The organism is Empedobacter sp. UBA7248 (assembly GCF_002472945.1).
Taxonomy (GTDB): Bacteria; Bacteroidota; Bacteroidia; order Flavobacteriales; family Weeksellaceae; genus Empedobacter; species Empedobacter falsenii_C.
On sequence record NZ_DKSU01000009.1, the window covers coordinates 24,122 to 37,544 of the forward strand.

Below are 13,423 nucleotides of genomic sequence, written 5' to 3' on the forward strand. Positions count from 1 at the left end.
GTCATTTGTATCCCAAATTTCTTTTTTTATATATGTTGTTGTTTTCTATATTGTTGAGGTGAAATAGAAGTGTATTTTTTAAAAAACCGACCAAAAGATGAAGAAGAGTTGAAACCTAGATCTAATGCTATTTGGACAATTGTTTTCTCTGAATAGCCAAGTAAAACATATGCTTCTTTTAATAAATATTCGTCAATAATAACATGTGGAGTTTTCTTAGTTGCTTTTTTTACAAGGTGAATCAAATATTTATTTGTAATAAATAATTGATCTGCATAAAACTGTACGTCTTTGTGAGCGATAACATTTTCTTGTACAAGTTGTGTAAACTTACAAAATAGAGTGTTGATTTCGCGAGAATGATTTTTATTTTCTTTTGAATATTGTTCAGCAATTATAGAGGCAGATTCAAGTAGTAAAGTGAAAATAATCGATCGAATAATATCTTCTAAGAACAAAACATTTCTTTCTCGTTGCTCTTGAAGATAATTGATTAGCATAAAAAGATTATTCGCTTCTTTTTTATTTGCCTTACAAACTGTAAAGTTTTGATGTGTAAACAAATTAAGTTTATCAATAAAGAAAGGATTAGAAATGTTTTTAAGGAGAAAATTTTTCTCAAAAAATAACAATTTCATTCTGAAATTAGAGCTGGTATCTAAAATTTTCAAAACAGTAGATGGAGCAGAAATTAAGAATTCATTTTGAGTAATACAATATTTCTGAGAATCTATCTCAACTTCTATTGAGCCAGATAAACAAATACAAAATGCATAAAAGTCGATTCGAAATGATCTTTCAGGAAACGCAAAAATTGGATTTCCTGATGAGATATAATATAGTTTATTACAATTTACGCCATAAAAAGACAAGGTCTCTTTTAGATTTTCATAGTTTTTCATGCTTGAAAATAATAGTTGGTTAGATCGTTTTTTAGGGTAGTAGAATTGATAAAGCTAAAATAAGAATTGTTTAGTAAGTAATTAAATACAATAAGGTATTTTAACTGTATTCTAATGTAGAAGTTATTTTCACATCATCTTAGTAGTTCAGAAATAGGAAATTTAATTAATATAATCAGTGAACTATCGAGTAACAATGTTGAATGATTTAAGCGTTTTTTTGTAACAAGTAATACTTTTCTAATTGTGTAGTTTGTTTCGGTTGAGATAAATTACCTTTGCAAAAAATCCGTTATGTTTTCTGCCATCAAGAAAAAATTAAATTCAGATCCCGTTTATAATCTCCATTTTATTTTAATGTGTTTGAGTTCGTTGTTGTTTTCAGCGAGTTTCAATATGATGATTCCCGAGTTACCAGCTTATTTAAGTAGTATGGGAGGAGCAGAATACAAAGGATTTATTATTGCATTATTTACACTGACTGCGGGAATTTCGAGACCTTTTAGTGGGAAATTAACAGATAAAGTGGGACGTGTGCCTATCATGGCAGTTGGTTCTATTGTCTGTTTTGTATGCGGAATTTTGTATCCTGTTTTAACAACCGTTTCAGGCTTTTTATTTTTGAGATTAGTACACGGCTTTTCGACAGGTTTTAAACCTACTGCAACAGCAGCTTACATTGCGGATATTATTCCGCGCGAACGTTGGGGCGAAGCATTGGGCTTGCACGGAATTTGTTTCAGTATCGGAATGGCAATTGGACCTGCATTGGGAAGTACAATTACATTATATTCATCGATTAATGTGATGTTTTTTACGTCTTCGTTTTTTGCATTATTGTCAATATTGATTTTATTCAATATGAAAGAAACCTTACAAAACAAACAGAAGTTTTCGTTCGGATTACTAAAGATTTCGAAACAAGATGTTTTTGCAAAAGAAGCTTTACCAGCGGCGTTGATTACGTTTCTTTCTTATGTCGCTTATGGTTCTATATTGACGTTAATTCCAGATTGGACCGAACATTTAGGTTTTCAAAATAAAGGTGTTTTCTTTATTGTATTTACAATATCATCGATGATGGTTCGTTTCTTTGCAGGTAAGATATCTGACCAAAAAGGGCGTGTGTTGGTGATAAAATTAGGATTGGTTTTATTGATTGTTGCATTGGTACTTTTAGCTTCTATTGATGCAAAAATAGGGTTGATTTTAGGTGGTTTGATGTATGGAATTTCAACCGGAATTCTTTCTCCTGCACTAAATGCTTGGACGATAGATTTTAGTAAACCTGATGAACGTGGAAAAGCTATGGCAACTATGTATATCGCGATGGAAGCGGGGATAGGACTTGGAGCATTGTGTGCAGGTTGGTATTTTCAGGATTATTTGGATCGCATTCCGATGGTGATTTATGTTTCGGCATTTATCTGTCTTTTGGGAACCATTTACATGCTGAAATTTAAGAATAAGCCTCAAACAATTTAATTGAAAGAAATGAAAGCAGAATTATATCAATTTATAGCACAACAAATCGAAGATAAAATAACGTATTTGAATGGTTTGATTGACGATTTACGCGCCTCTAACAATGATACCAAAAGTAGTATGGGCGATAAATATGAAACATCGCGCGAAATGATGCAACAGGAAATTACTCGAATTCAAAACCAATTGAATGAAGTCTTGATTCAGCAAGACATCTTTTCTAAAATAAAAATTGTGGAGAACAAAACCATTGGTTTAGGAAGTTATGTTGAAACTACGATGGGAAATTTCTGTATGGCATGTAGTTTTGGAGAAATTATTTTCGAGAATAAAAAGATATTTATTCTATCAACTCAAACCCCTTTGGCTAAAATCTTGGTTGGAAAATCGGAAAAAGATTCGTTCGAAATGAATGGAAAGTCGTTTCAGATTACGAAAGTTGATTGATGAATTTTATATTTAACTTACCCAAAAATCTCAAATTCTTTATCTCTTTAATGATACATTTAGGGTGATTGTGGAATTTATTTTTTAAGAGTAAATCATTCTTACATAGGTTTATTGATAATTTTAGAATGCTTTTAAATTAGCATTATTTAGAAAAATAATTAATATAGAAGGATCGATTTATCCTTATTTGAATAAATTTGCGTTTCTTTCGAACTTACTACTACCTGATAATTGATGATAGATTGAATTTTATGAAAATTAAATGGTTAGTAAGTTTAGGTTTTACCTTAGCTTTCTTTGGGACTACTTATGCCCAAGTTGGAATACCTGCTTCAAATGGAAGTTCCACCAAACCCACTCCTTGTGGTATTTGCGTCCCAAGTGGTTGGACATTAATAACAGGCACACCAGATATCTCTACAGCGACAATTGTAGCAGGAACAGATACCGCTGGTGGAGGAGCAGCATGGAGTAAGTCCCCGCTTCCTTTGCCTCCCAATAATCATACAAGCTGGATCTATGCCACTTAAATTTTATCCTGGTTTTAATGCAAGTACTTCATCGTATGAATCGGTAAATATTTCTGTGACGTTGAATGCGTTAAATACATTACCTGTAGGTGAAAATTTTGTAGAATCTGGAAGGTTAAAAGATCAACCAGTTACAATTGATGTAGCTAGCAAAGCTGTAGAATATGATGATAAACAATCTATACAGAAGAACACAATTGACTTGGATGTTAATACGCCAGGGATACAAAGTACATATACAGATGCTAAAGGAACGTGGACTGCTGATGTTAATGGCTTTGTTACTTTTATGCCTTCTTTAGGTTTTGAAGGACAAGCAACAATAGAATATACTATACAAGATAATTATACTTTAAACGGTGTAGCTTCACCTGGGACATCGCTTCCTAAAACAATTAAAATTAATATTCCGCCTTGTACAACTACTGTAAAAGGATCAGATTTTAGTGTCGCAAATGGAGGTGCTCAAACTTTTACAATGCCTGCAACAGATTATGGTTTTCAATTTGATATTTACACATTAGATAATTCATTTATGTTAACTATTAACGGTACTGATTTAGCAAATGAAGAAATAGATTTTCAGGTAAGTGGATCGAAACAAAATGTTGAGTTCTTAGATGGAAGTAGACACGGAGTAACTTCAGGTGTTGAACAGATTTACGATATTATTGGAGATAAAAATTTCCCAATTATTCGAGTGAAGATCTCGGAGCTTGGAGTGTTAACATTATTAGCTAGAAAATCTAATGCTGATAAGAAGTTGTATGAGATGAGATTCTTTGGTAAAATATCTGGTAGTACAACAATTAATGCAGCATTTAATTCAATCACATGGAATACAAATATAGATAATACAGTTAAAGCTACACAGAAAGTAATTGGAGCTACTAGTATGTCTGGTTATGGAAGTGGATTAAAAAAAGTAGTTTGTCCGTGTACTAAAGCGCCGCAAACAGGAACACCTACTGGAACTACTAAAGTAGGAATATCTACGAATACAATTGTTAGTCCTAATTGGCCATCCGAAATTCCTAATGGAGCACTTGTTTTGGATTCTAATACGAAGGGAATGGTGATTACTCGTGTGAAAAATGTTGTTACAGATATAAAGGCACCTATAGAAGGAATGATTGCTTATGATGAGACAGATAAATGTGTCAAATTATATAATGGAGATAATTGGGATTGTTTAAATAATGCATGTAACTAATATAATGATGAATAAAATAATTTTTACTTCATTACTTTCTACCTTACTTTTTACAAGTGTTAATGCTCAAATGATAATTGCTGAAGAAGGAAATTATCCGACATCAGTAATAACAGAATCTACACTTTTGCAGTTTGAAGATAATAATTCAAAAGGGATTATTCTTCCAGCAAATGATAGTGCGCCTCAAAACCCTTCAAATGGAACTTTTGTATTTGATATGAGCGATATAAAAGTTAAAATGTATGAAAATGGACAATGGGTTAACCTAACTGATAGAGGTAATTACCCATATGGTTATAATGATTATGATATTGGGGAAGGTGTAATCATTGGAGCTGAAACCTCTACAGCAGATGGAGTTTTGGTTTTAGAGTCTCCAGATAAAGCGCTTGTTTTACCACGAGTAAATAATTTATCTACAGATGTTGTAAACCCTTATCCTGGTATGATGTGTTACGACTTAGCGTCTAAAACGGTGGCTATTTTTGATGGAGTACAATGGAGTTATTGGAACTAATAACTAAATTATATTATTAACTAAACATTTAAAAAATTCGAAGGAAGAAATTTCTTCGAATTTTTTTTATTCATCTGAAAATCTGTTTGGTAGATATAATGAAATAAAAAAAGGACGTAGTTGCGGTACGTCCTTTTTAATTGAAAAGTATGTATTAGAATTGTGCGGCTTCCGTACTTTCGGCCATAGCCGTAGTAGACGAAATGCCTTGTTGCACTGTGTTTTGTACGTAATCGAAATATTGTGTTCCTACAAAAGATTGGTGTTTTACAGCTGCAAAACCTTCTTCTTGTAACGCAAACTCTCTTTCTTGTAATGCCGAGTATCCCGCCATTCCTTTAGCTTTGTAAGCACGTGATAACTCGAACATAGAGGTATTCATCGCATGGAAACCTGCTAAAGTGATGAATTGGAATTTGTATCCCATTTCAGCTAAATCTTCGCGAAATGTTTCCATCTGAGTTTCTGTTAAATGTTTTGCCCAATTAAATGAAGGCGAACAATTATAAGCTAACATCTGATTTGGATATTTTTCTCGAATCGCTTGTGCAAATTCTCTTGCCATTCCAAGATCTGGGTTAGATGTTTCCATCCAAATTAAATCAGCATAAGGCGCATAGCTTAAACCTCGATTAATTCCTTGTTCCAAACCATTTCTTACATTGTAAAAACCTTCAGAAGTTCTACTTCCTTGTATAATAAAAGGTTGATCTCTTTCATCGATATCCGAAGTAATCAAATTCGCAGCTTCTGCATCAGTTCTTGCAACCAATAGAGTAGGAACGCCGCAAACATCTGCCGCTAAACGAGCTGCAACCAATTTGTTAATTGCTTCTTGTGTTGGAACTAAAACTTTTCCTCCAAGATGACCACATTTTTTGGCTGATGATAATTGATCTTCGAAATGAACGCCAGCAGCACCAGCTTCTATCATTTGTTTCATCAATTCATAAGCATTCAAGTTTCCTCCAAATCCAGCTTCTGCATCGGCAACAATTGGTACCATATAATCAATGTTTCCCTGTTCGGTAACAGATTGTATTTCATCGCGACGACGCAACGCATTGTTAATACGTTTTATAACCATGGGAACCGAATTGGCTGGATACAATGATTGATCTGGGTACATTTCTGCCGAAAGATTTGCATCTGCAGCAACTTGCCATCCCGAAAGATAAATTGCATCCAAACCAGCTTGCACTTCTTGTATGGCTTGATTACCATTCAAAGCACCTAAACCCGCCATAAATGGCTTCGAATTTAAGCCTTCCCAAAGTTTCTTAGCACCTAATCTTGCTAAAGTGTAATCGATGTCCAAAGAACCTCTTAATCGAATTACATCTTCTGCTGAATAAGGACGAACAATGTCTGTCCAGCGTGGATTAGTTTCCCAATCCTGCCGAATCTTCTGAATTCTTTCTTGGTTGCTCATAATTGTGTTTTTTGTGTTTTGTTTATGAATGTGTGTTGTGTGTGTATTTCTTTTTGTGTGTGTCTGGTTATAAGGGCTTAATCAATATACTTATAGGCTTCTAATGTTAAAAATTCGGTAAACTTGTGTGATAAAACTAATTCGTCAAAGATTGAAATAGCTTCTTCAAATCTTCCATTCAAATAGTTTTCCTCACCAACTAATTCTTTTATTTTTTGAACCTCTTCGGCTCTTAATTTTTTGTATTTGTCACTGTTAAATTCGCATCCGTTTTCTAACGTAATCGACTGGCTTAACCATTGCCAAATCTGCGTACGAGAGATTTCTGCTGTTGCTGCGTCTTCCATTAAGTTATATAAAGCTGCGGCTCCTTTTCCAGATAACCAACTTTCGATATATAAAATTCCGACATTAATATTGTCTCGAATTCCTTGTTCTGTAACTGTTCCTTTTGGCAATTCTAACAAAGCCTCGGCAGTTGTTACAACATCTTCTCGCTTATTGTCAATTTGATTAGCTTGTGGCATATATTCGTCAAAAATATCTTTTGCGACTTTTACCAAAGCAGGATGCGCAACCCACGTCCCATCGTGTCCATTTTTTACTTCGCGAAGTTTATCATTCTTCACTTTTTCAAAGGCAATTTCATTGGCTTTTTCATCATTCTTAATCGGAATTTGAGCGGCCATTCCACCAATTGCATGTATGTTTCGTTTATGACAACGTTGAATAACTGCTTGCGAATATGCAGCCATAAAAGGCGAAGTCATCGTAACTTGTGAACGATCTGGAACAATAAAATTTTGGTGTTTCTTAAATTTTTTGATATAAGAAAATATATAATCCCAACGACCGCAGTTAAGGCCTGCGATGTGGTCTTTTAATTCGTAAATAATTTCATCTAACTGAAAAGAAGCTGTTATAGTTTCGATCAAAACTGTAGCTTTAATCGTAGCTTGTGGAATGTTTAAATAATTTTGTGCGAAAACAAAAACATCGTTCCACCAGCGTGTTTCTAGGTGATGTTCTAATTTAGGAAGATAGAAATAAGGCCCACTTTGCTTGGAAAGTAACGTGTGTGCATTATGGAAAAAATATAAACCAAAGTCAAATAGTGAGCCTGATATTTCTTGTTTATCTATTATGATATTCTTTTCATTCAAATGTAAACCTCTCGGTCTTACAAGCAAGACAGCAGTTTTTTCGTTTAAATGATACTTTTTTCCATTATTTTCGAATGAAATAGTACCATTTACTGCATCTCTTAAATTTTGTTGTCCTTGAAGATTGTTATCCCATGTTGGAGAATTACTATCTTCAAAATCGGCCATAAATGTTTTAGCGCAAGAGTTTAACGCATTAATTACCATTTTACGGTCAACTGGACCAGTTATTTCAACGCGTCTGTCTTGTAAATCAGCTGGAATTGGAGCTGCTGTCCAATCACCATTTCTGATTTCCTTTGTTTCTGACAAAAAAGTTGGAAAATTCCCCAAATCAAAAAAGATTTGTCTTTCTTGTCGATTCGCTAAAAGTTCTAAACGTCTTTCATTGAAATTTTTGTGTAAAGCTGTTAAAAATTTAACCGCTTCGGTTGTCAAAACATCTGGATAACTATCCAGCTTATTCTGCGATAATTTTAATTCACTTGTAATAGTATCCATTTTTTGTGTTTTTGTTGTAATTTTGGTTTTGGTTATTCGAGCGGAATTTTACTTCCAGCGAACGTTCGCTAAATTATAAAAATTCGTTTACATTTACCAAATATTTTTGAAAAAATTATGCAAGAAGAATACATTAAATTAATTTTTGGGTTAAAACTAAAACAAGTTAGAACGGCTAAGGATTTGTCATTGTTTAAGTTATCTAAGTTGACTGGACTTTCGAAATCGTATTTGAATGAGATCGAAAAAGGTAAAAAATATCCAAAAACTGATAAAATTGTTGCTCTTGCCGAAGCGTTGGAAATTCCTTACGATGAGATAGTTTCATTAAAATTGGATAAAAATTTGGCGCCAGTCGCTGAGATTTTACAATCAAATTTATTACAAGAAATTCCTTTGGAACTCTTCGGAATAGAAGAAAGAGATTTAATTGAGATCATTTCTAACGCCCCAATGAAGGTAAATGCGTTTATTTCTACGTTGATTGAAATAGGTAATAATTACAATCTTACACGCGAAAGTTTTTTCTTGGCTTCGTTGAGGTCTTTTCAGGAAGCAAATGATAATTATTTTCCTGAAATTGAGAAATCGGCAAAGAGTTTTTTACAAGAATATTTGATTGAATCAGAAGATTTTGTGAAAAATGAAACGATGGAGGAAATTCTGAAAGAAGAATATAATTATACCATTCTTTATGAAGATTTCACTTCTTTAGGAGGGAAGGATTTAGCGAAATTGCGTTCTATTTTTATCAAAGATAAAAAACTTTTGTATATCAATATCAATTCTGACAATGATCAAAAACGATTTATTTTAGCGAAAGAATTAGGCTATAATTACCTTGATTTGAAGGAACGTTTGTATACATTTTCGTGGGCAAGTTTTGATAATTTTGATCAATTGTTAAACAATTTTTATGCATCTTATTTTGCTGGAGCGTTGTTGTTACCAGAAGAAAAATTGTTGAAGGATATGCAGAATTTGTTTGCTATAGAGCATCATGATTTGTCTAAATTTCAAGAAATTCTTGGAAAATATACCGAATCTCCTGAGACGGTTTATCAACGAATGACAAATTTGTTACCCAAACATTTTAATATTCGTGATTTGTTTTTCTTGCGTTTGTCAGCAAAAGTTGGCTCAAATTCATATAAATTAACGAAAGAACTTCACCTTAATCAACAACAATCGCCACAAGCAAATGAAACGGATGAGCATTATTGTCGTCGTTGGGTTTCGTTAAATGTTTTGAAAGAATTGGAAAAACATCAAGATGATCATCATGAGATTTCTGCACAAATTTCGTTGTATCCGTTCAATAATAATCAAAAATATTATGTGATTTCTTCAGGAACGAAAGATCCATTCAATCCAAATTATTTAAGAAGCGTAACGATAGGTGTGTTGTATAAATCAGCACAACGTAAAGTTAAATTTATGAATGACCCATCAATTCCAGTAAAAGAAGTTGCGGTTACATGCGAAAATTGCGGGATGAAAGATTGTGCAGAACGTGTTGCAGAACCAATTCGTTTTGAAAAAGATATCCGAAATAAACGATTAAATGTTACGATTAATGATTTTATAAAAGAGCAGAGTAAGTAATATTGTCTACCATAAAATATAAAGGAAAACTTGTTTCAAGTTTTCCTTTTTTTATGTTTGATCTAAATATTCTAATCTATTTTCAATTAATACTACATAATGTTGAAGCGAAAATGTGTTTCCTCTTTCTATGGTTGCGCAATCAAAATTACGGTATTGTAATTCGTCAAATAATGTTTTGACATAACATCTTCTGGCAGAATTCCAGGAACTGTTTCCTACATTTTGATTAAAGCGATCGACTAATTCGTTGTCAGTTAATTCACGGAATAATACGACAAATTCATTTTTTAGATTTTCCATTGTTTCAATTTTTAATGATAAAAACAACAGGATAGAGTGGAGAATAACCTTTTATTTTGGCGTTTGCCCTCATTCTATACCACCGTAGCGCGGTTTTGGCTCGGTTGGTGTTCTGATTTTTCAGAAACTCCTGATGATTGATAGAGTAAATATAGAAATAAATTTTTAAAACAAAAAAAGGAACTCAAAAAAAGTTCCTTTTCAATATTTTTATTCGCTTAATTCTAACCAACGAAATTCTTTTTCTTCTAATTCGTCTACAATTTTTTGTAGTTCATCTCCAATAGTTACGATTTTGTCATAACCTAAATTTGGGTCGGAAAGTAAATTTGTTAATTCTTCTTTTTTAGCTTCAAGAATTGGTAAAGATTTATTAATTTCCTCTAATTCTCGCTGTTCTTTAAACGATAATTTTTTTGGTTTAGCTTCTTTTATTTTTTCTTTTGATTCTACTTTTTCCTGAATCACGATTTCTTTTTCCTCCTTTTTATCCTCAGTTACGGGCTTATTCTTATTCTCGATGTGATATTCTGTATATGTTCCCATATAACGAGAAATTTTTCCTTCTCCTTCAAAAATCATCAATTCATCGACCACTTTATCCATAAAATATCTATCGTGGGAAACAACTAATAAACAACCTTGATATTCTTCTAAGAAACTTTCAAGAACCGTTAAAGTAGGTAAATCTAAATCGTTTGTTGGCTCATCAAGAATCAAAAAGTTAGGATTTTTATACAAAATTGCTAATAATTGCAGACGTTTTTTCTCACCACCACTTAACTTTGAGATAAAAGTATGTTGTTGTTCTGGCGTGAATAAAAACATTTCTAAGAACTGTTCTGCACGCATTTCTTTTCCATTAGAAAGAGGGAAAAAATCTGCAATATCTTTCACAAACTCAATGACACGTTCGTCGCCTTTAAATTCAATTCCATCTTGTTTAAAGTGTCCGATATTTAAGGTTTCTCCACGTTCAATTGTTCCAGAATCCATAGTTTCGATTCCTTCTAACATTTTCAAGAAAGTGGTTTTTCCAACACCATTTTTTCCGACTAAACCAATTTTTCCACCACGAGCGAATATATAAGAGAAATCATCTAAAATTTTCTTTTGACCAAATGCTTTCGAAACATGTTCCATTTCGATGATTTTTTGACCCAAACGCGTCATCACCATCTCTAATTTTACTTGTTGATCGACAATTTTATGTTTAGCCACTTTTTCAGTATCATAAAACGCATCAATACGAGATTTAGACTTTGTTGTACGTGCTTGCGGTTGACGACGCATCCATTCAATCTCTTTACGATAAAGGTTTTTCGCTTTGTCAATTGTCGCATTTTGATTTTCGATACGCAATGCTTTATTCGTAATATAAGTTTCGTAATTTCCCGAATGTACATACAATGTTTTGTCCTCCATTTCGAGAATTTTGGTACAAATTGCATCTAAGAAATAACGATCGTGCGTAACCAAAATCAATGTTTTGTTTTCTTTGTTCAAGAAATATTCAAGCCATTCTACCATTTCAATATCCAAATGGTTGGTAGGCTCATCTAAAATCAAAAGAACATATCCAGTTTCGAAACTTAAATCAATCAAAAATTTTGCTAAAGAAATACGTTTGCGCTGACCACCAGAAAGTTTTCCAATTTTTTGATCCAAGAAATCAATCTTCAATTTAGATAAAATTTCTTTGATTGTTGGTTCAACTTTCCAAGCATCCAAAACGTCCATTTTTCCCATTAAATCAATTAAATCAGGATTTGTTGGATCATTTTCGATCATGTTTTCATATTGACGAACAATATCTAAAACTTCATTCGAATGATTGAAAATATATTCTTCACTTTTTAAATTTTCGTCAAAGTCATCACTTTGATCTAACATCAAAATTTTAACACCTTTATTTGGACGAACTTCGCCAGAATCAGCCGTTTCTAATCCAGCTAAAATTTTAAGTAAAGTAGATTTTCCACTTCCGTTTTTTGCGACGAATGCGATTTGGTCTCCTTCATTTACATGAAAATTTACATCTTCAAATAAAGTTCGGATTCCATATGATTTGGTTAGATTTTCAACTGTAAGAAAATTCATGGTTTATTATCTGTTTTGTAAGTTAAAAAAGATGCTAAATCTTTTCTGTTTCGATTTGTTTCATCGATTGTTTAGCTTTTCTTATTTTAACGATTAGAATGGCCAAAGATAAGACAAAGCAAATACTTCCTATTACAATTAGATTATTTAAATGTGGTTGAATTAACGCAGGATCGCCTTTTTCGATGAAAAGTATTCGGAATATTTTCAAATAATGTGTTAATGGAATGCAATCTGCAATTGCTTGAATCCATTTTGGCATTTGACTTAAAGGCCATGTAAATCCACTTAAAATAAAACTTGGTGTTGCGACAACCATCAAAACTTCGGTTGCTTTTAGTTGGCTTGGAAGAAGAATACTGACTAAAAAACCCAAAAAACAAACGGCTAAAATAAATGCAAGAGAAGACGTAAAGAATGGCCAAAATTCGGTTTCTAATTTCATGTCATAAAACATTCCGAACCAATAATACAGCATATATATAAATACTGACATAAATAAATAAGGAAAAGTTTTGACGAATAAAATGGTAAATGGATTGGATGATTTTGAGATCAATTCATTAAATGTCCTATTCTCAAATTCTGAAGCAAATGAAAGTGCTAAACCTAATAATAAAACCTGTTGTAATACGGTTAATAAAACACCTGGAAGCATAAAATATAAGTAGTTTCCACTTCTGATATTTTGGCGAATCATCGTTGATTTGAATGGTTCGTAGCTTTGTGTAGCAATATATTCAGGAACGCTTTGTTTTCTAGCTGTTTCTATTGAAATTCCGGCTTTCATTGTTGTTAGAACTGTCGTAATTGCGATTGCTGCTGTATTAGAAGTTAACGTGTTTGAAGCATCTACAAAATAAGCGATTTCGGGTATTTTTTTTTGCTGTACATCAGACTGAAAGTTTCGAGGAATAACAACCACAACTTCAGCTCCGATTGCTAAAGCTTTATTCTTAGAATCAAATGTTGAAGGTAAAACTTCAGCAACTTTAACCGATTCATTTTCATCTAACATCTGAATAATTTTCTGACTTGTCGTCGTATGATCTTCATCTACAACAATAATTGGTAAATCGGTTACATTCCCTTTTTTATAAACATTTCCGATCAGAACACCATACATAATAGGCGCTCCCAAGAATAAAATTGGTAAAACAGGATTCTTGAAGAAAAGTTTGAATTCTCGTATAATTAAATGAAAAATCGTTTTCATCAG

At 32.7% G+C, this 13,423-nt stretch carries 12 protein-coding genes and 1 riboswitch; of the genes, 6 read left to right on the forward strand and 6 right to left on the reverse strand.

Going from position 1 to position 13,423, the window contains the following annotated elements; genetic code table 11:
• Positions 1 to 26: 26 nt before the first annotated feature.
• Positions 27 to 902: an AraC family transcriptional regulator gene (locus B4A23_RS09975; RefSeq protein ID WP_291119538.1), complete on the reverse strand. Its 876-nt coding sequence runs from the start codon at positions 900 to 902 to the stop codon at positions 27 to 29.
• A gap of 294 nt (positions 903 to 1,196) precedes the next feature.
• On the opposite strand from B4A23_RS09975, the gene B4A23_RS09980 reads away from it, so the two are divergent.
• The 5 genes from B4A23_RS09980 (at position 1,197) to B4A23_RS10000 (ending at position 5,100) form a co-directional block, all read left to right on the forward strand.
• On the forward strand, positions 1,197 to 2,387 hold the full coding sequence (locus B4A23_RS09980; protein WP_135835084.1) for an MFS transporter: 1,191 nt from the start codon (positions 1,197 to 1,199) through the stop codon (positions 2,385 to 2,387).
• A gap of 9 nt (positions 2,388 to 2,396) precedes the next feature.
• Complete coding sequence (locus tag B4A23_RS09985) at positions 2,397 to 2,834, forward strand: hypothetical protein (protein WP_180904735.1); 438 nt, start codon at positions 2,397 to 2,399, stop codon at positions 2,832 to 2,834.
• A 254-nt stretch (positions 2,835 to 3,088) separates the two neighbouring features.
• Positions 3,089 to 3,367: a hypothetical protein gene (locus B4A23_RS09990; protein WP_291119542.1), complete on the forward strand. Its 279-nt coding sequence runs from the start codon at positions 3,089 to 3,091 to the stop codon at positions 3,365 to 3,367.
• A complete protein-coding gene (locus B4A23_RS09995; RefSeq protein WP_291119544.1) occupies positions 3,357 to 4,580 on the forward strand; it encodes a cadherin-like domain-containing protein in 1,224 nt (407 codons plus the stop codon). Before B4A23_RS09990 ends, B4A23_RS09995 begins: the two co-directional genes overlap by 11 nt.
• A gap of 7 nt (positions 4,581 to 4,587) precedes the next feature.
• Positions 4,588 to 5,100, forward strand: coding sequence for a hypothetical protein (locus tag B4A23_RS10000; protein WP_286501256.1), 513 nt, complete (start codon positions 4,588 to 4,590; stop codon positions 5,098 to 5,100).
• Between the two features lie 154 nt (positions 5,101 to 5,254).
• Here the strand turns inward: B4A23_RS10000 and aceA are convergent, their stop codons facing one another.
• Both aceA and aceB read right to left on the reverse strand, forming a co-directional pair.
• Positions 5,255 to 6,532, reverse strand: coding sequence for an isocitrate lyase (aceA, locus tag B4A23_RS10005; RefSeq protein WP_349679964.1), 1,278 nt, complete (start codon positions 6,530 to 6,532; stop codon positions 5,255 to 5,257).
• A gap of 77 nt (positions 6,533 to 6,609) precedes the next feature.
• Positions 6,610 to 8,196, reverse strand: a complete 1,587-nt coding sequence (gene aceB / locus B4A23_RS10010) for a malate synthase A (RefSeq protein ID WP_291119549.1) — start codon at positions 8,194 to 8,196, stop codon at positions 6,610 to 6,612.
• A 117-nt stretch (positions 8,197 to 8,313) separates the two neighbouring features.
• On the opposite strand from aceB, the gene B4A23_RS10015 reads away from it, so the two are divergent.
• Entirely contained in the window at positions 8,314 to 9,801 is a 1,488-nt protein-coding gene (locus B4A23_RS10015; RefSeq protein WP_291119552.1) for a helix-turn-helix domain-containing protein, read from the forward strand.
• A gap of 51 nt (positions 9,802 to 9,852) precedes the next feature.
• Here B4A23_RS10015 and B4A23_RS10020 read toward each other — a convergent pair whose 3' ends face one another.
• The 3 genes from B4A23_RS10020 to B4A23_RS10030 form a co-directional block, all read right to left on the reverse strand.
• Positions 9,853 to 10,104, reverse strand: a complete 252-nt coding sequence (locus tag B4A23_RS10020) for a hypothetical protein (protein WP_180904729.1) — start codon at positions 10,102 to 10,104, stop codon at positions 9,853 to 9,855.
• 42 nt (positions 10,105 to 10,146) lie between these two features.
• A riboswitch (SAM-I-IV-variant riboswitch) is annotated at positions 10,147 to 10,246 on the reverse strand.
• Positions 10,247 to 10,314: 68 nt separating this feature from the next.
• Positions 10,315 to 12,204, reverse strand: a complete 1,890-nt coding sequence (locus tag B4A23_RS10025) for an ABC-F family ATP-binding cassette domain-containing protein (protein WP_291119556.1) — start codon at positions 12,202 to 12,204, stop codon at positions 10,315 to 10,317.
• Between the two features lie 34 nt (positions 12,205 to 12,238).
• Positions 12,239 to 13,420 (reverse strand): ABC transporter permease, encoded by a 1,182-nt coding sequence (locus B4A23_RS10030; protein ID WP_291119559.1) that lies wholly within the window; start codon positions 13,418 to 13,420, stop codon positions 12,239 to 12,241.
• Positions 13,421 to 13,423 lie beyond the last annotated feature (3 nt).